The sequence below is a fragment of the Acidisoma sibiricum genome (genome assembly GCF_057837225.1).
On the sequence record NZ_CM174445.1, the window covers coordinates 2,230,861 to 2,255,812 of the forward strand.

18 protein-coding genes are annotated in these 24,952 nt (G+C 60.6%); 9 read left to right on the forward strand and 9 right to left on the reverse strand.

Annotated features, from left to right (window positions below; all coding sequences use genetic code 11):
- The first annotated feature begins 105 nt into the window (after nt 1-105).
- From AC3G7M_RS10570 to AC3G7M_RS10595, 6 genes are all read left to right on the forward strand, one after another.
- The gene (locus AC3G7M_RS10570; RefSeq protein ID WP_489211808.1) at nt 106-342 is read left to right on the forward strand and encodes a hypothetical protein; all 237 of its coding nucleotides are present in this window, start codon (nt 106-108) and stop codon (nt 340-342) included.
- Nucleotides 343-487: 145 nt separating this feature from the next.
- A complete protein-coding gene (locus AC3G7M_RS10575; protein ID WP_489211809.1) occupies nt 488-2,788 on the forward strand; it encodes an NADP-dependent malic enzyme in 2,301 nt (766 codons plus the stop codon).
- 77 nt (nt 2,789-2,865) lie between these two features.
- Complete coding sequence (locus AC3G7M_RS10580; RefSeq protein ID WP_489211811.1) at nt 2,866-4,197, forward strand: LLM class flavin-dependent oxidoreductase; 1,332 nt, start codon at nt 2,866-2,868, stop codon at nt 4,195-4,197.
- A gap of 291 nt (nt 4,198-4,488) precedes the next feature.
- The gene (locus tag AC3G7M_RS10585) at nt 4,489-6,837 is read left to right on the forward strand and encodes a hypothetical protein (protein ID WP_489211813.1); all 2,349 of its coding nucleotides are present in this window, start codon (nt 4,489-4,491) and stop codon (nt 6,835-6,837) included.
- A 68-nt stretch (nt 6,838-6,905) separates the two neighbouring features.
- Entirely contained in the window at nt 6,906-7,409 is a 504-nt protein-coding gene (locus AC3G7M_RS10590) for a hypothetical protein (protein WP_489211814.1), read from the forward strand.
- A 226-nt stretch (nt 7,410-7,635) separates the two neighbouring features.
- A complete protein-coding gene (locus AC3G7M_RS10595) occupies nt 7,636-10,224 on the forward strand; it encodes a P-loop NTPase (protein WP_489211816.1) in 2,589 nt (862 codons plus the stop codon).
- Between the two features lie 298 nt (nt 10,225-10,522).
- Here AC3G7M_RS10595 and AC3G7M_RS10600 read toward each other — a convergent pair whose 3' ends face one another.
- The 3 genes from AC3G7M_RS10600 to AC3G7M_RS10610 all read right to left on the reverse strand — a co-directional run bounded on the left by AC3G7M_RS10600 (nt 10,523) and on the right by AC3G7M_RS10610 (nt 13,551).
- The gene (locus AC3G7M_RS10600) at nt 10,523-10,804 is read right to left on the reverse strand and encodes a helix-turn-helix domain-containing protein (protein WP_489211818.1); all 282 of its coding nucleotides are present in this window, start codon (nt 10,802-10,804) and stop codon (nt 10,523-10,525) included.
- Nucleotides 10,805-11,012: 208 nt separating this feature from the next.
- Complete coding sequence (locus AC3G7M_RS10605; protein ID WP_489216029.1) at nt 11,013-11,999, reverse strand: aldo/keto reductase; 987 nt, start codon at nt 11,997-11,999, stop codon at nt 11,013-11,015.
- Nucleotides 12,000-12,153: 154 nt separating this feature from the next.
- Nucleotides 12,154-13,551 carry an aspartate aminotransferase family protein gene (locus AC3G7M_RS10610; protein WP_489211819.1) on the reverse strand — a complete coding sequence of 466 codons (1,398 nt, stop codon included), beginning with the start codon at nt 13,549-13,551 and terminating at the stop codon, nt 12,154-12,156.
- An 82-nt stretch (nt 13,552-13,633) separates the two neighbouring features.
- On the opposite strand from AC3G7M_RS10610, the gene AC3G7M_RS10615 reads away from it, so the two are divergent.
- Nucleotides 13,634-14,920, forward strand: a complete 1,287-nt coding sequence (locus AC3G7M_RS10615) for a Zn-dependent hydrolase (protein WP_489211820.1) — start codon at nt 13,634-13,636, stop codon at nt 14,918-14,920.
- Nucleotides 14,921-14,994: 74 nt separating this feature from the next.
- Nucleotides 14,995-15,897 (forward strand): EcsC family protein, encoded by a 903-nt coding sequence (locus tag AC3G7M_RS10620; protein WP_489211821.1) that lies wholly within the window; start codon nt 14,995-14,997, stop codon nt 15,895-15,897.
- A gap of 78 nt (nt 15,898-15,975) precedes the next feature.
- Here the strand turns inward: AC3G7M_RS10620 and AC3G7M_RS10625 are convergent, their stop codons facing one another.
- Nucleotides 15,976-17,940: a hypothetical protein gene (locus AC3G7M_RS10625; protein ID WP_489211823.1), complete on the reverse strand. Its 1,965-nt coding sequence runs from the start codon at nt 17,938-17,940 to the stop codon at nt 15,976-15,978.
- 42 nt (nt 17,941-17,982) lie between these two features.
- Nucleotides 17,983-18,930, reverse strand: coding sequence for a hypothetical protein (locus tag AC3G7M_RS10630; protein WP_489211825.1), 948 nt, complete (start codon nt 18,928-18,930; stop codon nt 17,983-17,985).
- 297 nt (nt 18,931-19,227) lie between these two features.
- Here AC3G7M_RS10630 and AC3G7M_RS10635 point away from each other — a divergent pair, with 297 nt between their 5' ends.
- Complete coding sequence (locus AC3G7M_RS10635; RefSeq protein WP_489211826.1) at nt 19,228-19,980, forward strand: SDR family NAD(P)-dependent oxidoreductase; 753 nt, start codon at nt 19,228-19,230, stop codon at nt 19,978-19,980.
- Nucleotides 19,981-20,019: 39 nt separating this feature from the next.
- Here AC3G7M_RS10635 and AC3G7M_RS10640 read toward each other — a convergent pair whose 3' ends face one another.
- The 4 genes from AC3G7M_RS10640 to AC3G7M_RS10655 form a co-directional block, all read right to left on the reverse strand.
- On the reverse strand, nt 20,020-20,958 hold the full coding sequence (locus tag AC3G7M_RS10640; RefSeq protein WP_489211828.1) for an ABC transporter substrate-binding protein: 939 nt from the start codon (nt 20,956-20,958) through the stop codon (nt 20,020-20,022).
- A gap of 73 nt (nt 20,959-21,031) precedes the next feature.
- Nucleotides 21,032-22,270: an ROK family transcriptional regulator gene (locus tag AC3G7M_RS10645; protein ID WP_489211830.1), complete on the reverse strand. Its 1,239-nt coding sequence runs from the start codon at nt 22,268-22,270 to the stop codon at nt 21,032-21,034.
- Entirely contained in the window at nt 22,257-23,858 is a 1,602-nt protein-coding gene (locus tag AC3G7M_RS10650; RefSeq protein WP_489211832.1) for an FGGY-family carbohydrate kinase, read from the reverse strand. Before AC3G7M_RS10650 ends, AC3G7M_RS10645 begins: the two co-directional genes overlap by 14 nt.
- 120 nt (nt 23,859-23,978) lie before the next feature.
- A complete protein-coding gene (locus AC3G7M_RS10655) occupies nt 23,979-24,875 on the reverse strand; it encodes an aldose 1-epimerase family protein (protein ID WP_489211833.1) in 897 nt (298 codons plus the stop codon).
- Nucleotides 24,876-24,952 lie beyond the last annotated feature (77 nt).

The window sequence follows — 24,952 nt, forward strand, 5'->3', positions numbered from 1 at the left end:
ACCACCATCGCTCCCATCCATAGGGACTAGGCACTAAGGCCAGGATGAAAATGGCGGTAAGATGAGCCCACGTCAATTGCGCATAAACTTTTTGCGGCCATTGCGATGAATAAGAAACGTTTCAGCCCCATAAACTCCGAGACCGGTATTGGTCTGGAGGACCATGCGCTGATTGCTTTCATGTGCAAGGTGCGGGTGCGCACGACCGCTGTCAGCACCACGGCGTTGCCTGGAATGTTGCGTTGTCGCGTTGAAATTGATGAGCCATCGATGGTGCATTCTGGACCGTCCTGCCATCCCGGATTGCGACCGGCCGCCTTAACCGGCCTCACGTCCAAGTGAAAAACGCAAGTCAGGAGTGCATAAGACGCATTGCTGACCATCACGTCAGGCGGCTGTCTGCTAATCGGATGGATTTCACCGGAGGGGTTGGGTAAACCCTAGGTTCAAAGCGCCGCTGAGCGCTGATAAAAAAGGTGGAACTGGGATGGCGGACGACAAGACTGCGGGATCAGGCCCGGCTTTCCTCTCGGACAGTGCGCTGGAGCTGCATGCCTCCGGCCGGCCCGGCAAGCTGGAAACCCGCATTTCAAAGCCGCTGACGACGGCACGGGACCTGTCTCTCGCCTATTCGCCGGGGGTGGCGGCACCCTGCCTGAAGATCGCGGAGGACCCGGAACTCGCCTATACCTATACAACCCGCGGCAATATGGTGGCGGTCATTTCCAACGGCACCGCCGTGCTCGGCCTGGGCAATATCGGCGCGCTGGCGTCCAAGCCGGTGATGGAGGGCAAGGTCGCGCTGTTCAAGCGCTTTGCCGATGTCGATGGCATCGACCTTGAAGTCGCGACCGAGGATGTTGAGGAATTCATCAATTGCGTGCGCCTTCTGGGCCCGTCCTTCGGCGGCATCAACCTGGAGGACATCAAGGCGCCGGAATGTTTCGTGATCGAGACCCGGCTGCGCGAGCTGATGGATATTCCGGTTTTCCACGATGATCAGCATGGCACCGCCATTGTGGCCGCTGCCGCCCTCATCAATGCCTGTCATCTGACCCGGCGCGATCTGGCCGATGTCCGCCTGGTGGTGAATGGTGCGGGTGCCGCCGGCATCGCCTGCATCGACCTGCTGCTCACGCTCGGCATGCGGCGGGAGAATATCCTGGCCTGCGACACCAAGGGCGTCATCCATCGTGGCCGCAGCGATCTCAATCAATGGAAATCGGCCCATGCGGTCGAGACTCCTCTGCGCAGCCTGGAAGAGGCGGTCCGCGGCGCGGATGTCTTTCTCGGCCTTTCCGCCAAAGGCGCCCTGACGCAGGAGATGGTGCGCAGCATGGCGCCGCGCCCGATTATTCTGGCCCTCGCCAACCCCGATCCCGAGATCACGCCGGAGGAGGCGCGCGCGGCATCCCCGGATGCGATCATCGCGACCGGCCGGTCCGACTATCCCAACCAGGTCAATAACGTGCTCGGCTTTCCCTATATCTTCCGGGGTGCGCTGGATGTGCGGGCCAGAACCATCAACGAGGCCATGAAGGCCGCCGCCGCCCAGGCGCTGGCCGAACTTGCCCGCGAGGACGTGCCCGATGAGGTGCATCGCGCCGCTGCCCGCCAGCTGCGCTTCGGCCCCGACTATATAATTCCCAATGCGTTCGATCCGCGTCTGATCACCCGCATTCCGCTCGCCGTCGCCGAAGCGGCGGTCGCCAGCGGCGTCGCGCGCCGGCCGCTGCCCGAGGTGAAGCTCTATCGCCGGACGCTGGCCGCGCGCCTGGATACGGCGGTCAATATCCTCGACCTCATCACCGAAAGCGTGCGCGACCAGCCCCGCCGCATCGTCTTTGCCGAGGGCGAGAATGAGACCATGGTCCGCGCTGCCGCGCAGTATCACAAGGAAGGCTTCGGCACGCCTATTCTCATCGGCAATGAGGAGCGGGTGCGGGCGGCCTTCGCACGGCTGGACCTGCCGCTGCAGGACGGTATCGAAATCCGCAATGCCCGCTTGGCCGCGCTCGACGACCACAAGAACAACGAGCGCTATTCGGACTTCCTCTATGGACGGCTGCAGCGCCGGGGCTATCTGCTGCGCGACGTGCAGCGCCTGGTCAATCAGGACCGCAACGTCTTCGCGGCCTGCGCCGTGGCGCTGGGCGACGCCGATGGCATGGTGACGGGCCTGACCCGCGCGCCGGCCCAGGCGCTGGAGGCGATACGCCTCGCGATCGACCCCAAGCCCGGCCGCATTCCCTTCGGCTTGTCGATGGTCGTCTCCCCCCATCAGACGCTGCTGGTGGCCGATACGCTGATCACCATGAAACCCTCGGCCGCGGAACTGGCGATGATTGCACGCGCGGCGGCGCATCGCATGCGCGGGCTGGGGCAAAGCCCCCGCGTCGCCTTTTGCGCCTCCTCCACCTTCGGCCAGCCGCAGGCCGGGGCTGGATCGCGCCTGGCGGAGGCGGTGCGCATTCTGGAGACGGAGGGTGCGGATTTTGAATTCGATGGGGAGATGACGCCGGAAGTGGCGCTGGATGCGCGGCTGCGGGCGGGCTACCCCTTCGCGCGGCTGACCGACAATGCCAATGTTCTGGTGATGCCGGGGCTGGACGCCGCCCAGATCGCGACCCAGATGGTGTCCCGCCTGGGTGAGGCGCGGGTGATCGGCCCGGTTTTGAACGGCCTCGCCCATGCCGTTCAGGTGGTGCCGATGGACGCCAAAGTCTCCGACCTTGTCATCTATGCCTGTTTGGCCGCGGCCCAGGTGACAGGCACAGTTGCGGAATAATAGTCATGTGATCGCCGCCCGCTTGCGCGGGCGGTGGCACTAAGGCCAGACTTTCCGCAATTGCGGAGAGATCCATCATGACCAAGCAGCTTCACCTGGGCGCCTTCATGCGCCCTGTCGGCATTCATACGGGCTGGTGGCGCTATCCATCGGCCTATGCGGATGCCAATTTCAACCTCCAGCATCTGGTCCAGTTCATCCAGACGCTGGAGCGCGGGCGTTTCGACGCCTTCTTCATGGCCGACCATCTGGCCGTGCTGAACATGTCGCTCGATGCGCTGAAGCGGAGCGGCACGGTGACGTCCTTCGAGCCGCTGACCCTGCTGTCCGCCTTGGCGATGGTGACGGAGCGGATCGGGCTGATCGCGACCGCGTCCACCACCTTCGACGAGCCATTCCATATCGCGCGGCGCTTCGCCTCCATCGACCATATCAGCAATGGCCGGGCGGGCTGGAATATCGTGACCACCTCCAACCCGGATGCCGCGCTGAATTTCGGGCGCGACGATATGATGGAGCATGACGAGCGCTACCGCCGCGCGCGGGAATTCTATGACGTGGTCACCGGCCTCTGGGACAGCTGGGCCGACGATGCCTGGATCAGGGACAAGGAGTCCGGCATCTTTTTCGACACCGACAAAATGCATGTGCTGGCGCATAAGGGCGAGCATCTGTCGGTGCGCGGCCCGCTGAATATCGCGAGGCCAGTGCAGGGTTGGCCTGTCATCGTGCAGGCCGGCGCGTCCGAAGCCGGGCGGGCCCTGGCGGCCGAGACGGCGGAGGTCATCTTCGGGTCCAGCCGCACGATCGAGGACGGGCAGCGCTTCTATGCCGATATGCAGCGCCGCCTGAGAGCTGTGGGGCGCAGCCCCGGCAGCCTCAAGATCCTGCCCGGCGTGCTGGTGGTGGTGGGCCGCACGACGGAGGAGGCGCGGGCCAAGCTGTCACTGCTGGATAGTCTTGTGCATCCCGAAAGCAGCCTGCCCAACCTCTCCATGCGCCTTGGTGTGGACGCGTCCAAATTCGATCTGGACGCGCCCTTGCCCGAGATCCCGGAGACCAATGCGAGCCAGAGCGGGCGCGCGACCTTGGTGGAGATGGCGCGGCGCGACAACATGACGGTGCGGCAGCTCGCGCAATTCGTCGGCGGCTATGGCGGATTGCAGATGGTGGGAACAGCCACCGAGATTGCCGATCAGATGCAGGCCTGGCTGGAGACGGAGGCCTCGGACGGTTTCAACATCATGTTCCATTCCGTACCCGAAGGGCTGGACGATTTCGTCCACATGGTGGTGCCCGAACTGCAGCGCCGGGGCATTTTCCGTCGCGAGTATGAGGGTACGACCTTGCGCGATCATCTGGGGCTGGAGCGGCCGGAGAACAGGTTCTTCCCCGCGGATCATGGCTGAGGCTTCCGCTCCCGGCGTGCGGGTGGCGTGATGCCGCCCGGGCGACGGGAGAGCGGGACTTCGCCGATGATCGCGTCCAGCACGCCGCTGGCGTCGCCGGCGACGGCACATAAGGCGTACGCCGAAACACCAGCCGCTTATGAAATCACAATAAGACTGATTTTGTGAGTAAAGGCGTACGCCTTTATGACTACCCCTGGACTATTTATGATCCAGCATCATTCTTTTTGCTTGCGCCTAATGATTGGCCGTGGTGTAGCGGACTAATCTTCACCAGATCGTGAGCCAGCAATGAGCAATGCGACCGTGATGCGAGCCAAGGATTTTCTGAACACCTTGGGTGTGAATACGCACATCCCCTACACCGATGGCGGCTATGCTAATCTTGCCAATGTTGAATCCGATCTCGCCTATTTGGGCATCAGTAAAGTTCGCGATTCTCTCAGTAACGGTTACGCCGGGTCGGCGCCGCTCTCGAGCTATATCAGCCTTGCGCAGCGCGGCGTGACCTTCGATGTCGTGCTGTTCGTGGGTGGAGACCACACAACTCAAGATGTCGCGGCGAGCCTTGTGCTTGCTCAGACGCTGGATAAGGCTGTCCCGCACAGCGTCGCGGCGGTGGAGGGCGCAAACGAGGTCAATAATTTCGCGCTCACCTATAATGGTGTCGGTGGAATTGCGGGCGCGGTCGCGCTGCAGAAGGCGATCTATGCGACGGTCAAGGCCGATGCGCTCTTACCTGGCGTCTCGGTCTATTATTTCACCGGCTATAATGCCGGCAGCATTGGAGTGGGGCCGAACCCCGCGACCACGCCGGGCCTGGCGGATGCCGATACCCAGCATCCCTATCCGAATAACGGCCAGGCGCCCTTGGCCTGGGTGAACCGCAGCCAGGCGCTGGGCAATGAGAAGCCGGCCACCGGACCCGCCGTCTATACCGAAACCGGCTACAGCACCAATGGCGGCACGTCCGGCGCCGTCAATCAGGACGTGCAGGCGAAATACACGCTGGATTTGCTGATGGATGACGCCCGCAACGGCATCAGCACGACCTATCTCTATCAGTTGATGGATGCCTATGCCGCGGGCTCCTCGCAGGGCGATGACGGGTTCGGTCTGTTTGGCACCAGCAATCAGCCGAAGGAGGCCGCGACCGCCATCCACGACCTGACGACCATTCTCGCCGATAGCGGCAGCAAGGCCGCTACCTTCAATCTGGCGCCGCTGACCTATACGCTGACCCATCTGCCTGCGACCGGATATAGTCTGGAACTGCAAAAATCCTCGGGCGCCACCGACATCGTGGTCTGGAACGAGCCGCAGATCTGGAACGAGACGAAGGGCCAGGAAGTAACCGCGGCGACTGTGCAGACTACGGTCGCTCTGGGTAAGGCCTATGCGACCGTCAAGGTGTTCGATCCTCTCATCAGCGCCAATGCGATCCAGACTCTGCATAATGTATCCAGCCTGACATTGGCATTGACCGATCACCCTCTGATTGTCGAGGTGGAGCCGCAGGCGAGCACCGTCTCCGGCGGCAGCGGGTCCACGACGACCACGACCCCGTCGGGAGCGGGCGCCGGCACGGGTGCCGTGAGCGTCGCGTCCGCGACGACGGCACCCGTGGTGACGGCCGCAAGCGTCACCGCTGTCACCACAACCAGCGCGCAGGGCCAAAGCGTCCCTGCCTTCACCTTCCCGGGTGGGACCGTGGCCGCAGGTGCCTTGGCCCAAGCCCAATATGCGGCCCTGTTCGATGCTCACACTGTCAGCTTCGCGGGATCGGGCGCCATCCCCGCGCCGGGCAGCGCGGGCACAGCACTTGTTGTCACAACCGCAAGTGCCGGCACCGTGCCCGCGGGCTATGCGGCGGTGCTGGATGATGCGACGGGTGACCGGCTGGCGGCCGCCGGCGGCATCACCGCCTTTTTGCAGAACGACACGAATTTCTCGGCCGGTGCCGGCAGCAGCACCGTCTATGCCGTGGGCAGCGACACTGTCTCGGCCGGCAGCGGCGCGCTGACCGTTCTGGGCGGCGCCGGCAGGCTGATGGTTGCCGGTGGCAGCGGCGCGCTGAGCCTGGTCGGCGGCTCAGGCTCGGTCTCCGTCACCGGCGGATCGGGTGCCACCGTATTGACCGGCAGCACCGGCGCGGGCAGCACGGTGCTGCAGGGCGGCAGTGGCAATAACACACTGACCGGCGGCAGCGGCACCGGCGCCTCCACCCTGATCGGCGGCCATAACGTGACCGAATTCACGGCCGGCAGCGGACCCACGATGATGGTGGCGGGCACCGGCAGCTCCATCATGAACGGCACCACCGGCACGGGCGCCGAGACGGTGTTCACGGCCGGCGGACAGGCGCTGATCGCGCTGAACAATGCCGCCGATACGATGGTTGGCGGGTCGGGGGCATCGACCATCATCGGCGGCGGTGGCGCCACCATCTATGCCTTTCTGAACGGCCATGCCGGCGGCAGCGAGGTGATTCTGGGCTTCTCCGGCCATGACAATCTGGCCTTCGGCGGCTTTGGCGGCTGGGCCATCAGCAATGAGACGGTGGTCAGCGGATCGGACGTGATGCGCCTGACGGACGGCACGGAAATCACCTTTATCGGCCTTCCTCATAGGCTGTTCTGAGGGGCTTGGTTCTACGAAGCGGCGCCACCACCTGTCGCATGCCGCTCACTGCCGGAAGGACAAACCCGATGCCCAGATGGCTGTCTCTGCCATTGCTGGCACTCGCCGCGCTCTCCGCCCTGCTGCCGGGGGCAGCCCGGGCCCAGGCGGTGATCCGCCCGCTGGGGCAGGCCGGCAGCTGGTCCGTGGTGGAGCAGAGCCCTGCCGTAAAGTCCGGCCCCGCTTCCTGCATGATCGTGAACCCTGCCGCCGCCGTCGGTATCCGCTTCCTTGACGGGTCCATCGGCCTGATGGTCGCCAATGCCCATTGGGATCTGCCGGTCGCGATGCGCGCCACCCTGCGCCTGCGCATGGGCGCCTACTCGGCATCTTTCCCGGCGACTCGCGTGAGTGCCAATACGGCCCTGGCGCCGATGGATGCCGCAGCGCTGTCGTCTCTGCTCAATGCCATGACCCAGGGTCCGTCGATGGTGCTCACCCTGTTTCCGGGCATGCCCGTGAGGCTGCGGCTGGACGGTTTCACGACCGTGCTGCCCGCGTTTCGGCGGTGTGCGGGGTTGGGGGGAGTTTGAACCAAGCCCAAGCTGGTTCGGCATCTCCACCCATCTCCAGACGGTGGCGAAAGCATTCGGCTGAAGAGAAAGTCCTCGCGACTCAAAGCGTGAAAAAGCATTCAGTGGCAAAAATTATGATGGGAATTTGAAACGTTTTTGGAGAAGTTTTTTACCATCAAACGATACATACTCTTGACGTAACCTTAATCGTGCCGGAACGTAAGTGGAATACTAGAGGTCACATATGCTCAATCTGGCAGAACAAGAGGCTACCTTCCTCCAAAAATCCATTGAGATTGGTGAGGTAGTTCTAATCCTGGGAGCGGGCGCATCCAGTTCATCAAAGAATTCTCAGAAGGAGTCGATCGTACAGGCTGAAGGATTAGCGCGAATTGTTGCCGATCGTGCAGGGCTTCCCTACAACGGCGAGAAATTGCCTATGGTGCTCGATGCTGTGCGAGGAGCGTTGTTAAGCGACCAGCAACTTTACGCTATTTATGCCCGTGAGTTTACCAAAACTGACCCCTCTACCGAGCTGACAGACCTTTTCAATTATAGTTGGAAGCGTCTCTATACATGGTGCATAGATGATGCGCTTGACAATTTGCAAGGCCGAAGAATTCAAAGATTTCGATTTATAAATGGTATGCGAGATCACGTCGTAAAGGAGGAAAACCCCGCCTATCTACAAATAATAAAACTCCACGGGGACGCGAGCGCGCCCGAGTTCGGTTTAGTAATGACTGATGCTGAATATAGCCAGGTTTTGGTGCAAGGTAAACATCACTGGTACGCACAAGCGGCGAACGACTATGTCAATCATACTCCTATTTTCATTGGAAGCCGGCTTGCTGAGCCAATACTTGCAGCGGAATTGGAGCGTGCCAAACGTGATGTGGGTTCGACGGCTCTGGGCAAAGCCTTTTTGATCACTCCCGATAAATTAACTGCCATTGAGAAGGCAAGTTTCTCCGCACGCGGGATAACGCATATTGAGGCAACTTTAGCTGATTTTGTGCATTGGCTAGAGAAGTGCTTTCCTCGCGGGCTCTCCCCTCAAGATATACTACGCAAGTCGAATAAGTACACTAATTCGGATCAAATATCTCATTTAACTCCTGAAGACGTTGGGATTGCCCACAGTCTGTTCCCGATTGATGTCGGCGACTTGTCTGCGCGCGCATTGACACGTGATCGCGCCGATCATGATCGTGACGCCCGAAATTTTCTACGTGGATCACCTCCCACTTTTGCACTTGCGGCATCAGATATACCGGTCTGGTTGAAGCCTACCGACAGCCTATACTCAGAGATGAGTCAATCTATTAGTGAAAGGGCTCGGCTTTTCGTGGCTGTGGGCCAGTCGGGAAGTGGAAAAACGACGAGTCTTCTTCAGTCACTCCTTCGCTATGGGCGCGAACATCCGGACATTCCTATCTACGAGCTACAGGGCAACGTCAGGTCTGTCCGAGCAGCACTTTCATTATTGCGAAGACTACACGACGGGCAAGTCATAGTCTATGTGGTGGATTTATTTCTTTTTGGTGATGCTTTTTCGGAAGACATTATGTCCGTGGATTCGGGATTCACTGTAGTCTCAACGGCAAGGACTGGCGAATGGAGGGATAGGCTTATGCGGAGAGTAGGCGGGATCGCCAGAGCGCACGAGTTTTCGCGCTTTACGTCCGCCGACTATTCTCCGCTTGTTGACAAACTACTTCAATATGTTCCTGCTCCTGCGCTTGCTAAATTAGATAGAAATGGTCAACTGGAGAAACTAAAAAAATCCCGAGAACAACTATTGATTGCACTTAGAGAAGCTACATCGTCAGAAACATTTAATGAGACGATTAAGAACGAATTCGAGAAACTTCCTGATCGAGATACAAAGATTTTTGTTATCGTCTGCGCGATTGCCACTCTGGCTCGCGTGGGAGTTTCTGTAGGCACGGCTAAAGAAGTCTTCATGAAGGTTAGTGCGGGCCGTACATTTGAGCAGGTGCAAGACGCAGCATCGAGCATTGTCTCGCGTCTTTCAGACGGTCGCCTCCATGCTCGACATGAGCTTTATGTCAGGCATATCATAGAAAACGTCGTCGAAATAAATGATATTTTAGATTGTCAAACAGCTTTGTTGGAGAGTTTCACCAAATTTGCTATCCCGGTTGTGAAGCACGTTAATCGAATTGATGCATCTTTATTTAGATTTTGTCTTAATCATGATGTTGTTTATCAGCAATGTATAAGGCGTCATGATAAGTTTGCCGGACGTCGACTTTACTCCCACTTTGAAATTTACTTTCAATTGGATGGTCATTTCTGGCTCCAATACGGTCTTTATATTGCTCGTTGCGGCGAGTCGCGGGAGGCGATGGACCTGCTAGTAAAGTCTATACAGGCTTATCCAGGTAACCCTTTTGCCGTTCATGCTCTGGCAGAGTTAAAGCTTCAAACTGCATATGAGCGGCCAATTTATGATGATGAAACGGCAGATCTGGTGAACTCAGCGGTTCAAAGCTTGCTCGAGTTGGATGCGGGTGGAATCATAGAGAACGATCAGTATCCAATGGTTACTCTTCTAAATTTGCATGTTGGTTCTCTCATTAGACACAATAGGCATAGTGAGGCTCAAAAATATGCAAGATTATATTACGAACGGCTTCGTCTTCTGGAAAAGCAAGGAGCAAGTGGACTGGTAACCACAGCAAAAGAAAAAGCTTTAAAATATGCAACGACTGGCGAATGGGAAAACGGGAAGCAAAAATCTCGTGTGACAGAAGTTTCTCGCAGGGCCGCGTCACATTGGCGGAAAGGAAAGCGTCCTGGCAACTAAATTTCTGCGACAAGTGCAGGGATGAAATGTAAATCGTTTAATAATAATTCTGTATTCTATAGCAGTGACAGATAGATCGTGCTGGAAAAGTGCTTTAGTAAGCATTGCTAGTTCGGGCGTGATTTTGCCTTCTCGGCGTTTAGAGTCACCGTAACTCATTCGATTGACGTTGTGCCGGCGGTGTTACTGGCGACGGCGGCCAACAGGGGAGGTTATTACGGGATCTGCTGGGTTACAGAAGTACTTGCGGTCTGAGAGTGATCGTAACAATGGCTTATCCTTAAAGAACCCAGGCAATCTACGCCGCCTTTCTGATCCGCAGCTCGACCTCCAGGCCGGCGGCGATTGCCATGTTGACGAGCGTATCGAGGCCAAAAAGATTGATCTTGCCACGCAGTAAATCGGAGATGCGCGGCTGGGTTACGCCAAGCCGCCGGGCGGCTTCGGCCTGGGACCAGTTCTGGCTTCGAATATGCTTTTCAAGCCCCATCATCAGGGTGGAGCGAAGCTTCATGTTTTCAGCTTCCGCCGGGGTATTCTCGACCGCGTCCCAGACACGGGCAAAGCTGTCATCCGTCACGATCTCAACTCCTTTGCCAAATCTGGCCAACTCTTCTGGCCGATGCCTTTCGGACCATCTTCCGCTGTAGCTTAAAGAAGTCTTTTTGCTTCTTTTTCTTCAGAAAAAGAAGGGCTTGCTTGAACGCGATCGTGGGGTGTGGGGCAGGGGGTAGACCCCCGCGACTAGCGCGGGGGTGACGGCCAAGTAACGACCGAGGTCGAAGCCGTTACGGCGCCGGGCTGCCGTGGATCTGGAAGACCGCGTTGATGCGCGCTTCCATCTCCGGGGTAATCTGCACGGCCTCGGAATCCAGAGCGACGCGCAGTTGTTCGATCGACGTGGCGCCGATGATGTTGGACGTGACGAAGGGGCGCGTGGTGACGAACGCCAGCGCCAGCGTTGTGATATCCATCCCGAACTCGGCCGCCAGTTTCATATAGGCGTCGATCGCCGCTTCCACGCCCGGCTTCTCATAGCGCTGGCCGCGCTCGAACAGCGTGGTGCGGGCGCCGGGGGGCCGCGCGCCCTTCTGATACTTGCCCGTCAGATAGCCCTGGCCGAGCGGCGAATAGGCCAGCAGGCTCACCTGCTCGCGCATGGTGACTTCGGCGAGACCCGTCTCGTATGTCCGGTTGACGAGGTTATAGGCGTTCTGGATGGAGGCGACGCGCGGCCCGTGCCCGGCGTCGGCGGCCGCCAGAAACTTCATGGTGCCCCAGGCGGTTTCGTTCGACAGGCCGAAATGGCGGATCTTGCCTTCCGTCACCAGTTCCTGCAGGGCGGCGACCGTCTCCTCGAAGGGCACGGCGTCACCCAGGCCCAGCTCGCGGTAGTTATTGCCCTCATTGCCGAAGAGGGAGACCGGCCGGTCCGGCCAATGCAGCTGATACAGATCGATGTAATCGGTCTGCAGGCGCGTCAGCGATCCTTCGATGGCGTGGCGGATATTGGCCCGATCCAGCCGGCTCGGCTTGCCGTCCGGGCGTAGATAGCTATTGCCCCGCCCGGCGACCTTGGAGGCCAGGATGACGCGGTCGCGCGTGCCGCGGGATTTGAACCAGGAGCCGACGATGCGCTCGGTCGAGCCTTGGGTCTCGGCCTTGGGCGGGATCGAATAGATTTCGGCGGTATCGAAGAAGTTGATGCCGCGGTCCAGCGCCATGTCCATTTGTTCATGGCCCTCGGCCTCGGTATTCTGCTGGCCCCAGGTCATGGTGCCAAGACAAATGGCCGACACGCGCAAATCGGTGCGGCCCAGCAAGCGGTATTCCGCCACGGGTATATCCTCGACTATTTCGGAAAGACGGTCACAGAAAAGCCCGGCACCAGACGGCGCCGGGCTTGGACGACAGACTAAAGCCTCAGGCCTAGGCTTGGAAGCCTTCGGCGCGCAGATCAAGGGTGATGGCGGCCAGCGCCTTTTCCACCCCGTCCAGCACCTCGTCGATTTCGGACTTGGTGATGATCAGCGGGGGGGAGAAGGCAAGCCCGTCCCCCGGCAGCGGGCGGCCGATGACGCCGAAGCCTTCCAGATGCTTCGCCGTGCGCGCGGCCACCCGGCGGGAAGCCTCGAAATTGCGATGGGTCGCCTTATCCTCCACCAGCTCCAGGGCCGCGATGAGGCCGATGCCGCGCACTTCGCCGACCAGCGGATGGTCGGTGAAGCGGCGGCGGAGTTCGGATTGCAGATGCGGCCCGACTTCGGCGATATGGTCCAGGATATTCAGCTCATCATAAATCTTGAGCGTCTCTACCGCGACGGCGGCCGAGACCGGATGGCCCGAATAGGTATAGCCGTGGCCGAAGGTGCCGATCTTGTGGGTCTCATCCGAGATGACGTCATAGACCTTGGCATTCACCAGCACCGCGCTGATCGGCAGATAGGCGGCCGACAGCGCCTTGGCGCAGGTCAGAATATCGGGGGCCACGCCCATGGTCTGGCTGCCCCAGTAATTCCCGGTGCGGCCGAAGCCGCAGATAACCTCGTCGGCGACCAGAAGAATATCGTATTTGTTCAGCACCGCCTGGATCTTGGGGAAATAGCCCTCGGGCGGGATGATGACGCCACCGGCGCCCATGATGGGCTCGGCAAAGAAGGCGGCGATCGTCTCAGGCCCTTCGGCCAGGATCAGCTTTTCCAGCTCATCGGCGCAGCGGGTGGCGAATTCGGCCTCCGTCTCACCGGGCAGGGCGCCGTGATAGAAATGCGGGGTCATCGTATGCAGGAAGCCCGGCAGTGGCAGGTCGAAGGACTTATGGTTATAGGGCAGGCCGGTCAGCGAGGCGGAGGCGATGGTGACGCCGTGATAGCCCTTGATGCGGCCGATGAGCTTCTTCTTTTCATGCAGGCCGCGGGCATTGTTGTAATACCAGATCATCTTAATCGCGCTGTCATTCGCCTCCGACCCCGAATTGGCGAAGAACACCTTGCTCATCGGCACCGGCGCGCGCGCCAGCAGCATCTCCGACAGTTCGATCATCGGCTCATGCGATTTGGACGCGAAGGCGTGGTAGAAGGGCAGCGCCCGCATCTGCTTGGTCGCGGCCGCGACCAGACGCTCGTTCGAGAAGCCGAGCGAGGCGCACCACAGGCCCGCGACGACGTCGATATAGGATTTGCCGGCATCATCCAGCACCCGCACGCCATTGCCCTGGGCGATGATGACAGGCCCGTTCTCGGCATGGGCGATCTGGTCGGTATAGGGATGGAAGACGCTGGCCACGTCTCTGGCGGCCAGGGAATTGAGACGGGCGGGCGGGGTCATGGTCACGAAGCTCCAGGAAAGGTTGCTCCCATGATGATCCGGCGCTTGAGCCGGGGGAAGACCCGGCGCAGTCTTTTCTCCCATGAGCACAGACCACAGCCGCCTTCGCCCTAACCTCTCGCCGGACCGGGAGATTGCGCCCCGGCTGTTCCAGGCCCTGCATGACATGAGCTTCGACGGGCTCGGCATTACCCGCGAAGCCTATGGCCCGAAGGAGACGGCGGCTCATGCGCTGGTGCGGGCCGAGGCCGCGGCGCTGGGCCTCGCCATCCGCCCCGACCATGCCGGCAATCTGTATCTGACGCTGAAGGGCCGCGAGCCTGACCTGCCGCAGATCGTCATCGGCAGCCATCTGGACAGCGTGAAATCGGGCGGCAATTACGATGGCGCGGCCGGCGTGCTGGCCGGCCTGGCGGTGGTCTCAGGCCTGGCCCGCGCCGGCTTCCAGCCACAGCGGGATGTCACCGTCATGCTTATCCGCGCGGAAGAGGCGGGCAGCTGGTTTCCCGTGAGCTATGTCGGCAGCCGCGCCGCCCTTGGACGTTTGCCCGCCGATGCGCTGGACGTGCCGCGCATGGATGACGGGCGGAGCTTGGCCCGGCATATGGCGGAGGAGGGGTTTGACCCCGATGCGGTGCGCGCCGGCACGGCCGCGCTGACGCCCGAGACCGTCGCCGGGTTCATCGAACTGCATATCGAGCAGGGACCGCTGCTGGATGAGGCGGATGTGCCGCTCGGCATCGTCACCGGCATTCCCGGCTCCCGCCGCTACCGCGCGGCCAAGGTCTTTGGCGAATATAATCATTCGGGTGCCACGCCGCGCCGGCTGCGAAAGGATGCGGCGATCGCGCTGGCCGAACTCGCCTACCGGCTGGATGCCGCCTGGGCGCAGCTGGAAGCGGAGGGTCATGCGCTGGTCTGCACCTTCTGCGTGCTGGCGACCGCGCCCGAGGCGGGCTTTACCCTCATTCCCGGCGAGGCCCATTTCCAGCTCGATATGCGCAGCGAAAGCCGGGTGAGCGTCGATCTGCTGCATGACGTGCTGATCCGTCTGGTGGCTGAGATCGAGCAGAGCCGGGGCGTGCGGTTTGATCTGGGGCCGGAAAGCGGCAGCCAGGCGAGCCCGATGGACCCCGCCATTCAGCAGGAGCTGGGGCAGGCGGCTACGGAAGCGGGCGTGCCCTATCGCCGCATGCTGTCGGGTGGCGGGCATGATACGGCGGCCTTCGCCCAGGCTGGCATACCCGCCTGCCTGATCTTCGTGCGCAACCAGTTCGGCAGCCACAATCCCCGCGAAGCCATGCGGATCGAGGATTTCGACGCCGCCTGCGACGTCATCACCCGCTGGGTGCTGGCGCGGGCGGGATAGACCGTTTCGCCCAGCGTCTGGCCCTCGCTTTCTGCACACGGCTTCCTACATGAGGGGCAATGGAGGAAGTCACCATGACGATTGCGAGCGATGTCTGGTCCGATGCGCCGGCCGGTATGACGGCCGATGATCTGGGCAATGCCTGTGCGGGCCTGGCGCCCGAGGATCTCGACAGATTGCGGGACGTCGCCCGCATTCTGGCAGCGGAGAAGGGCCTGGCCTTTCGTCTGGGCAGTTTCGTGGGCGACCAGACCGAGGGGCTGATGAACGCCGCTGGCCGTTTCGTGCTGAACAACAGCGCCTTCAGCGCCCGCAAGATCGTCGAACTCAGCCTGGACCGGCTCTATGACGCGTCGACGCGGGGCATGGACACGGTGGCCCTCGCCGAGGAAATGGCCGCGACCTCTGCCGGGCGGCGGCATAAGCTGATCAGCACCATCAGCGGGGCCGCGACCGGTTTCATGGGCGCGCCGGGCATGGTGGTGGATATTCCACTCACCACCGGCCTCATGCTGCGCTCCATTGCCGGCATTGCGCGGAGCTATGGCGAAGATCCGGCGACGCCGGAAGGCCGCCGCGCTTGTCTGGAGGTTTTCGCCCTCAGCGAGCATCGCGACGGGCCGGACGGCCAGGCGGGCTATTGGGCGGCGCGGGCCGCGCTCAGCCGTCTCGCGATCGACGGTTTCCTGCGCCGGGTGACGACGCTGCTGGGCATTTCCTTCACCCAGAAATTCCTCACCCGCATCGTGCCGGTGATCGGCGCGGCCACCGGCGGCGCGCTGAACTACGCCTTCATGGATTACTATCAGCAGATGGCGCGGGTGCATTTCGCCATCCGCCAGCTGGAGCGGCGGTACGATCCCGGGCAGGTGCGCGCCTGCATGGACCGGCTGGTGGAGCAGGAACGGGCCCGCCACCGCCGCCGGCCGCGGCCTGAGACGCTCGCTTTGCCGCCGATGCCGGCCGAGGTCGCGTGAAAAGCATCACACGGTCAGCTGCATAGACAAAGTGAGGACCAGCGGGTGGAGTGCCACCCGCCGCGGCTAAGTCTAAACTTAGGACTTGGACGCGAAATGTTGCTTAACGGCTGCCTCCCAGGCTTGCTCGAAAAGCACAGCCACCTCGGCTTTCTGATCGGAGGACATGGCGGATGTAAAATGAGTTTGCATGGGTAGTTCTTTTTGGATTGTCTGAAAAATCCCTGGCCAGGACTTTGTCAAAAAAGAATCTAGAGTTGGTCTCGCGCTGACGGTATCATCAAGGGTCATGCTGCGGTGCTGAAACTGCGTCATTGCATTGCTCCAGGTATCGAGCGTGTTCATAAACTGATCCCTTACGAGCGTGCTCACTCGAATCACGCTGGTGACATCCTCAAGATTGGTTTTCATCTCCTGGAGCAGCTTGTTCATTCTTTCAGTCACAATCTCTCCCACCTGCCTGCAGATGTTAGAGATGGCGACTAGCCTGTCAGCTCCGCGACCTGCACGCGCCGCAGTGCTCTCGGCAGTGAATGATGCGGCTATCAATCCTATTTGATTATTTATGACGCCATCCGTCCGTGCAACTTCATCTGCAACTTTGTCAAGCCAAGACAGATAGCGCTCAGAATTCGGGTCACGCGACTGCTTTGCTGAAGAGATCTCCTTATTGACGGTGAGAGCGTAGTTTACGGCAGATGATCTGATTGATATCAGCAAATCCGCAAGAATATTAATGAGAGTGTTGATGTTGGTGTCTACGGTTGTCGTGGAAGCCCTCAGACCGTCGCGCAAGTAGCTTTTGACGGCATCCTGTTTCATATCGGCCAGGAAGCCGCGCAGATTATCGGCCTCATTCGACGAGGACTTAACTGTTTCCGCTTCCAAAAGGTCTTTGAAAAACCTCTCAACCTTTTCGAGGTTTTTTGCGCCTTCGGCGCTTGTTTGATCTCCGGTTCCATCCAGAATAATAGTAGTTACTTGATTGGCCAAATTAAACCGTGCTGTTTCATTATCAAAAGTTTTCTTCATATCGGTCATGGCCGCATGCATAAGTATTTCAGCGGTTATAGCCAGACCAATGTTAAGGCCGCCGATGACTGTGCCCGCGACCGCCCAACGGCTAGTGGAGGGCGGAATGGCGCGGGCAGCATTAAGAGAAGAGCGGGCCTGTCCGCCGGCCAGAAGTGGTTCGTTCAGGACGACATTCTCTACCACTGATACCCTTCGCGAGCGTTCGGGTGAGTGGACTTCGACAGGTAGCTCGCTACTCAGGTTGAGCTGGCTAATACGGCCGGACGAGCTGCGGGAGATAGTGATTTCTATTTCTGAAGATTGTAAAAGCAGTCTGCGGGCGGCTTCACGGCGGGCGTCCGGAGGGCTGCCAACGATCATCGATTCGGACGAACTAACCGAAGAACGAGGGCTGGCGCCAGGAGAAAATTCGAGCGCTGGAAGGGCGTTCTGCAAGGATACGCCTACTCGGGACGATGAGCTCTGCGCGGGTTCGATCGATGGTCTGCCTGTGCTTCGCGACTGACGCCAATCTTGCCGGAGCTGCCAAATTGAAATCCCTATAGACGCCACGTTCAAACCAATAGAGGGATAAAATATCGCATCGACAATCTGAACTGCAGCAAATTCGCCCTCCGCATGACGGCGCTCCAGGAAGCTTTTGTAAAACTGCTCTGAAAACAAAATCGAATCAGGAAGCCGCCTAATTCCGGTATTCTGATAGGCTTTCATCGCATCAGCCAATACCATGGATAGTTCGGAAAGTTGCTCCTGCTTGGTCTGTATCGTACTAAAGAGCGAAAGCAGATCGCTGAATCCAGAGCGATAATTCGCTGCTAAAACACTCGCATTCTGGAGTTGCGCCGCTGTCGTGTTATAAGACTTTCCCGCGGCATCCATTTTATCCCAGGCTTCTTTGACATCGCCCCGAAAAAGAGGGTGTTTATTTATGCGCATGTAAACTTGATCTGTCACAGAATAGGTCGCAACCAATAAATTGACGACATTAATTACCCCGGCGATAGACATGGACGCTTCTCCAAATAAAAATATATCTAAAATATGTAGGAATTATATTGCTGAACTGGTTCCCAAAATCTTGCGGATGTTATTCATGTAATCGCTGAATATTTCAGAAAGTTCTTTTTCGGTAGTTGTAACCCACATCGGCCATTCTGCCTCGGTCACGCGATGCACATTAAGAATGCTTGATATGACGTCGTCAGTCTCTCTAATTTTTGTTTCGATCATGCGCCGCTCTGCTTCGGCTTCCGCGATTTTTTCCTTTAGAATCGGGATTTCCTCGCGAGCCATCGCTTCTCGCTCCTTTAGTTCAGCGACGCTCAACCCAATGGCAGCAAGTTCGGTCGCCACGGCAGCAACCCCGCTCGCCTTGCCAACCCGCAGAAGCTTCGCAAGGCGTGTAAATTTGGCAACTGAGGCGGCTTTCCCGATAGCCCCACCAACAAGGTTCCACTTGGCAATGGTTCCTGGCAGGCTGTTGACAGCCATGCCAATATGGATACCACGTGTACTAAGATCGCGGACTTTTTCTAGGCGAGAGAGAAAGTCTGATATTTTTTTACGTAGTTCGTCTGAAGCTGCTAACGCGGGCTGCTGGCGTGACGCATAGGTCAGTGATTCTTCTATGCCTGCCAGGCGCCGATCAAGCTCGGCCAATCGTTCAACGTCACGACTGAGTTGCGACATGACAGCAATCCGCCCGTTCAGATGCTCTATCAAGCGGTTATGATCAGATGGAGAGCGTTGTAGCTGATCCTGGAGGGAACTCACCTCCACTTCTAGCGCAGCCAGCTCTGAAAACTGTCGCTTCTCGATAGCCTCGGCAGCGTTCATAATGCCTGCGTGGCGCATTTTTTCTTTTATACCATCAAAAGTATCGTCAAATTTGTTCAGCGTTACAAAATTGGCGGCATCAAGTCCAAAATCAGTCACCACCCGCACCGAGGATGTTCCAATATCCCGCAATGTATTGGCCAATGAATCGAAGAAGCCCATTTCGTTACCTTAACGGCTGATTGGAGCCGCAACAGACACCAATATCTCAACGAATGCGTCAATATATTTTGAAGTGATAAAAACGGTTCGATCTCAAATTAAAAAATGCGTATCCTTGTGGAATGGTGGCGTCGTCAGGGCTTTGCTTCTGGCCAAGAAATTGCATCTCAACAGCACCGTGGCCGCAGCTCTCGGTGACTAGCTGATCACCAACCAAGGTCATAAATTTGGGTTCTGTTGTCTCTTTCATTATCAATGGCTTAGAGTGCTGATCCAGCAGATGGAAAGGATACGAGGATGGATCTGGGTCTTGCCGGCAAGACAGCCCTGATTACCGGCGGCACCAAGGGCATTGGCCGGGCGATCGCCGCGCTTCTGGTCGCCGAAGGGGCGAAAGTCTCCATCTGCGCGCGCAACCCGGCCGAGGTGGCGCAGGCCGTGGCGGCCCTCGGCGAGGGGAATTTTGGCCAGGCGCTGGATGTCTCTGACACGGCTGCCGTCACCGCCTGGGTGGCGGCCTCGGCCGATGCTTTGGGCGGCATCGATATCGTGGTGCCCAATGTCAGTGCGCTGGCCGTGAACCGCGACGCCGCCGCCTGGAAGGCCGGGTTTGAGACCGATATCATGGGGACGGTCAGCCTGGTCGATGCCGCGATGCCCTGGCTGGAAAAATCGACCGCCGGGTCCATCGTCATCATCTCCAGCGTGTCAGGAAGGGAGATCGATTTCGCCGCTGGCCCCTATGGCGCGTTCAAGGCCGCCCTGATCCATTACGCGCAGGGGCTCGCCTTTCAATTGGCGCCCAAGACTATCCGCGCCAATAGTGTTTCTCCCGGCAATACCTATTTCCCGGGCGGCGTCTGGGAGCATATCGAGCAGAACCTGCCCGACCTGTTCCGGGAGGCGATGGCGCTGAACCCCACAGGCCGCATGGGCAGGCCGGAGGAGATCGCGCGCGCTGTGGTGTTTCTGGCGAGTCCGGCCGCGAGTTTCATCACCGGCACCAATCTGGTGGTGGATGGGGCGCTGACCCGCGGCGTGCAGTTCTGACGCTGTCGGGCGCGGGGTGGGCCGCGCCCGACCCTGTCGTCAATGCTGCGTCCAGCCGATGTAGCTGTCCACATTGTCGCGGGTGACCAGCTTGGGCGCCATCAATACGGTACGGTCGGCGGGCGTCTGTCCGTTCATGATGCCGTAGCCGATCTTGACGCCGGTCGCGCCCATGGTGAAGGGGTCCTGCGAGGCCGAGCCCTGGATGGAGGTATCGGCTTTCAGTTCGGCGACGATATCCGGTGCGCCATCAACCGAGGTGATGACCAGTCCCTTGTCGCGGTTGGCCTGTTTGGCAGCGAGATAGGTGCCGATCGCCTCCGGGTCATTGACCCCGAAAATGCCGGCAATGTCAGGGTAGCGCACGAAATAGCCCTGGCCGATGGCGAAGCCCCCATCGCGTGAGCCTTTGGCGTTTTCGTTGTCGCTGAGGATCTTGATGTCGGGATACTGGGCCAAAGCCTTGTGGCAGCCTGACACGCGGTCGATGACGGCCGAGACCTGCTCGGCATTCTCGATGATGACATTGCCCTTGTGGCCGATCTTGTCGGCCAGATACTGGCAGGAGATTTCGCCCGCCTGAACGTTATTGGTCTGCACCACGGCGTCCGCGCCTTCGGCATTGACGTCGACGCCAATGACGGTGATGCCGGCCGCATGGGCGCGTGCGATGGCCGGGGCGATGGCATGCTGGTCAGAGGCCGTGACCAGGATCATCGACACGCCCTTGGCGATGAAACTGTCGATCTGATTGAACTGCTTGTTGAGATCATAATCGGCCGAGACCGTCGTGACCTCAACATTCGGGTTGATCTTATGGGCTTCCGCAGTCGCACCCTTGGCCAGCGCCACATAATAGGGATTGCCGAGCGAGCCCACGGTGATGCCGATGCTCGTCAGGTCCTTGGCCGAAGCGGGCGCGCACAGGCTTGCCAACGCCAGCATCGCGATGCTGCCGGCGAGAAGAGATTTCAACATGCATTCATTTCCTCGGGCTCGTTGTTCTATCCGCGCCACACGGCCCTGATGTGGCGGCGGTTGTATCCGGCGGTCATACGGCGCGCAGCCGTGTCGGCTTGGCAGGACTGCCGGATTTGGAACGGGAATGGCGGGCGATGGTTGCATCCGCATGGCGCGGCTGCAGGCGGCTGGCGATGACCAGGCGCGCGGCGCCCAGCAATCCGGCCTCAGCGCCGCTCTGCGCCCGCTGAATGGTGAGATGGCGGATGGCCAGCGGCAGGGAACGGTCCTGCACCCGGCGACGGATGCCCGACAGCAGCGCTTCGCCTGCTTCCGCCAATGTGCCGCCGATGACGATGGCGCTGGGATTGAGCACGCTGACGGTGGTGGCGATGGCATCGCCCAGTGCGAGCCCTGCGGCATGCAATCGCGCGGTGGTGGCATTGTCACCCTCCTGCATCAGCCGGATGACGTCGCGCGCGGTCTCGGCCGCTATACCCTCGGCGCGGAGATCGCGTGCGATCGCCCAGCCGGCGGCATGCGCTTCCAGGCAGCCCTGCTTGCCGCAGCGGCAGGCGGGACCGCCCGCACGGTCGAGCTGCATATGGCCGATATCGCCGGCCGCACCCTGGGCGCCGCGATAGAGAATGCCATCCGTCATGATGCCGCTGCCGATGCCGGTGCCGGCTTTGACGAACAGAAACTGCGCAGCATCCGGCCAGAAGGCCCGGAACTCCGACAGGGTCATCAGGTTGACGTCATTCTCCACCAGAACCGGCGCATTGAGATGCGTGGTCAGGCAGCCGCAGATGTCGAAATCATCCCAGCCCGGCATGACGGATGGCCCGACGACGCGACCGCCGGCATGATCGACCGGGGCGGGCAGGCCAAGACCGATGCCGAGCACATCCCCGGCGTCGCGCCCGCTCTCACGCAGAAGAGTCCGAAAGGCCGTGGTGAGCTGCGCCAGAACGGCAATGGGGCCGTCCAGCAGGTCGATGGTGACGGTGCATTGCGTGAGGATGCTAGGGGTGAGGTCCGTCACTGCCAGCCGGGCATGGGTCTCGCCGATATCGGCCGCGAGCACGACGGCGGCCTGGGGCGCCAGACGCAGCAGGCGCGACGGGCGACCGCCACCGCCGCGCATCGGCGCGGCAGACTCATCCAAAAGTCCCGCTGCGAAAAGCTGCGTCAGATATTGCGCGACAGTGGTGCGGGAAAAGCCCGTGACGCTCACAAGGTCGGCGCGGGATTGCGCCGTGCCGCCCGCGACCAGTGACAGAACAAGGCCGAGGCCGCTGGCGGCGGTGCTGTCGTTACGGGGCATCATTGCCACCCAGCGTCAGGCTGTCATGCTGATGGCGATTGAGGCGGCCCAGCGTGTCGCGGACCGCTGGTGCCTCGGCGATGTCGCGATAGCTGCGGTAGATCGCCTGATAGCTCGCGTGCTGGCGTTCATCCGGGGTGTAGCGCTGGCCTGCGGTCGCCCCGAAACGCGCCGCACCCTCGGCAAAGCCGGTCACGACCTCGCCCGCGACCGCGCCATGAATGGCGGCCCCAACGGCGGTCGCATTGGCCAGCGACGGCACCGTGATGTCCTGCCCCAGAACATCGGCCATGATCTGGACCAGCAGCGGATTGCTCTGGGCAAGACCGCTGGTGAGCAGGATCTCGGTCATGGCCAGCCCGCCCTCGGTCAGTCGATCCTTGATGACATGCGCGCCATAGCACAGGCTTTCGAGCAGCGACCGATAGAGGCCGGCGGCCGTGGTGCCCATGGTGAAACCGGCGATGAGACCGCTCAACCCTGAATCCGCATAGGGCACGCGATTGCCGCTCCACCAGTCCAGCGTGACGAGATGGTTTTCGCCCGGGCTGAGTGTGGCCGCCTCGGCATTATAAAGCGCGAAATTGCGTGCTGTGTCGGTGTCACGCGGAAAAGTCTGCACGAACCAGGCGAGCATATCGCCGAAGCCTGCCTGTCCAGCCTCATAGCACCAGAGATCGGGCAGAACGGCGCCTTCTGCCATCGCTTCGAGTCCCGGCGGCAGCGGAAGCGGTTTGTCGGCCAGCAGCAGATAGGCGGCCGAGGTGCCGAGCGCGCCGACCCAGGCACCGGGCCGCACGGCGCCCACCGCCGGCAGCACAACATGAGAGTCGATGACCGCAACAGCGACGATCGCCGGCCCCTCGATGCCGGTGCGAGCGCGCCAATCGGCTTGCAGGCTGCCCACGGGCGTGCCGACTGTTGCGGGCCGGGCAAGACGTTCGCTAAGGCCCGGTACGACATCCGCCGGATAGCCGAGGCCGGGCCGATACTGGGCCTTATAGGCGGCGAAATCGCGGCTGCGGCACTCGACCCCGGTCAATTGCCAGGTCATCCAATCCCCGGCTTCCATGAAGCGCGCCGTCTCGGCCCAAAGATCCGGGGCCTCGTCTGCTACCTGCGCCGCTTTGGCCAGCATCCATTCGCCCGACAGCCGGCCGCCGCAGGAGGCAAGATAGGCGCCGCCGCGGGCATTGATGGCATCCGCATAGGGCTGCGCGGCCGCATGTTTCCAGAGTTTGACATAGGCGTGGGGGTCATTGGGGTGGCGGGCTGACAGCGGCGTGCCGTCGGCCCGCGCCGGCAGTGGAGAACTGGCCGTGAAATCGAGGCCGATGCTGAGAATGGTGCGGCCCTGGCCGAGCGCTTTCAGAACCGTGCTGGCGGCCGCCACGTAATCGGCCGCGTCCTGTAGGGCGTACTGCGGCGGCAGCCGGCGGCCGCTGGCCAGATGCGTGGTCATCACGCCATGACGGTATTCTGCGGCGCTGGTCGCCTTCTGCGCGCCCGTCTCGGCATCGATGAGCACGCCACGCACGGACAGCGTGCCGAAATCAAGCCCGATGATGAAGCGCGCGACTGATTGATCCACCTTGACCGGCTTGCTTTGGCGCACCCGTCACGGCGCGCGGCGTTTCCCTATGCCGCGACAATAGGGGCACAGAACGCCGCGCGCAATCAGTTTTGACCAAATTTGGTCAAAACAGAGATATCAGGTTTCGCTGGGCAGCAGTGTCACGCTCCACTGCAGCTCCCGCTCGGTATGGGGCGGCAGATGCATCATGCCCGGCTTCTCGGTCAGGTCGCCGGTGAAGCCCTCGAGGCTGGCATAGCCGTGCCAGGGCTCGATACACAGGAAATCGCCCGAGCCGCCCGGCTTGGTCCAGATGCCGAGCTGCTCGAACCCTTCCCAGGAGACTTCGATCACCGGCGTGCCCTCGCCCGAGAAGCGCACCGAACGGCTGGCGAGCGTGGTGAAGACCAGCGCGTCATCCGCGAACAAATCGGTCTCCAGCGCCAGGACGCGGTCACGCACCGGGGAGGGATGCACCGCCTCCGTCAGCAGGCCGCCTTTGACGCCATGGATGGGCGCCGTCTCGTCACGGGCGAAACGCAGCTCATGCGCACTCTTAGGCACGCCGGGCTGGATCGGCCAGGCGAAGGCCGGATGCGCGCCGATCGCGGCCGGCAGGCTGACGTCACCGGTATTTGTCAGCGTATAGCGCAGCGTCAGCGCATGGCCGCGCAGCTCATAGGTGAGGTCGAGGCGGAAGGCATAGGGGTAGAGGCGGCGGCTTTCGGCATCATCCACCAGGCGCAGCGTGCAATGGCTGGGGCTGCGCGATACCCAGGTAAAGCGGCGGTCGCGGGCAAAGCCGTGCTGAGGCAGCTTATAGCTCTGCCCGTCATGGCTATAGGTGTCGCCCGTCAGCCGGCCGACAATCGGGAACAGCACTGGGGAGTGGCGCGGCCAGGCAGGCCCTGCCTGCCACAGATACTCGCGCCCGTCCGCCCCTTTCAGAGAGGCAAGCTCCGCCCCCTGGGCCAGGATGGTGGCCTGAATATCATGGCCTGAGAGGATATGGCTGTCGTCATTCGTGCCGGTCATGGCCTGCGCTCCTGTCTCTGTGCCCGCTAAGATAGGGGCGGCTGATCCCGGCTGGAAGCCTTCGCAAAGGCGCCTCG

Bases quoted from the DNA above. Each gene is read 5' to 3' on its own strand.
- AC3G7M_RS10570 (WP_489211808.1), top strand. From the start codon at position 106: ATGAATAAGAAACGTTTCAGCCCCATAAACTCCGAGACCGGTATTGGT.
- AC3G7M_RS10575 (WP_489211809.1), top strand. From the start codon at position 488: ATGGCGGACGACAAGACTGCGGGATCAGGCCCGGCTTTCCTCTCGGAC.
- AC3G7M_RS10580 (WP_489211811.1), top strand. From the start codon at position 2,866: ATGACCAAGCAGCTTCACCTGGGCGCCTTCATGCGCCCTGTCGGCATT.
- AC3G7M_RS10585 (WP_489211813.1), top strand. From the start codon at position 4,489: ATGAGCAATGCGACCGTGATGCGAGCCAAGGATTTTCTGAACACCTTG.
- AC3G7M_RS10590 (WP_489211814.1), top strand. From the start codon at position 6,906: ATGCCCAGATGGCTGTCTCTGCCATTGCTGGCACTCGCCGCGCTCTCC.
- AC3G7M_RS10595 (WP_489211816.1), top strand. From the start codon at position 7,636: ATGCTCAATCTGGCAGAACAAGAGGCTACCTTCCTCCAAAAATCCATT.
- AC3G7M_RS10605 (WP_489216029.1), bottom strand. From the start codon at position 11,999: ATGACCTGGGGCCAGCAGAATACCGAGGCCGAGGGCCATGAACAAATG.
- AC3G7M_RS10610 (WP_489211819.1), bottom strand. From the start codon at position 13,551: ATGACCCCGCCCGCCCGTCTCAATTCCCTGGCCGCCAGAGACGTGGCC.
- AC3G7M_RS10615 (WP_489211820.1), top strand. From the start codon at position 13,634: ATGAGCACAGACCACAGCCGCCTTCGCCCTAACCTCTCGCCGGACCGG.
- AC3G7M_RS10620 (WP_489211821.1), top strand. From the start codon at position 14,995: ATGACGATTGCGAGCGATGTCTGGTCCGATGCGCCGGCCGGTATGACG.
- AC3G7M_RS10625 (WP_489211823.1), bottom strand. From the start codon at position 17,940: ATGTCTATCGCCGGGGTAATTAATGTCGTCAATTTATTGGTTGCGACC.
- AC3G7M_RS10630 (WP_489211825.1), bottom strand. From the start codon at position 18,930: ATGGGCTTCTTCGATTCATTGGCCAATACATTGCGGGATATTGGAACA.
- AC3G7M_RS10635 (WP_489211826.1), top strand. From the start codon at position 19,228: ATGGATCTGGGTCTTGCCGGCAAGACAGCCCTGATTACCGGCGGCACC.
- AC3G7M_RS10640 (WP_489211828.1), bottom strand. From the start codon at position 20,958: ATGTTGAAATCTCTTCTCGCCGGCAGCATCGCGATGCTGGCGTTGGCA.
- AC3G7M_RS10645 (WP_489211830.1), bottom strand. From the start codon at position 22,270: ATGATGCCCCGTAACGACAGCACCGCCGCCAGCGGCCTCGGCCTTGTT.
- AC3G7M_RS10655 (WP_489211833.1), bottom strand. From the start codon at position 24,875: ATGACCGGCACGAATGACGACAGCCATATCCTCTCAGGCCATGATATT.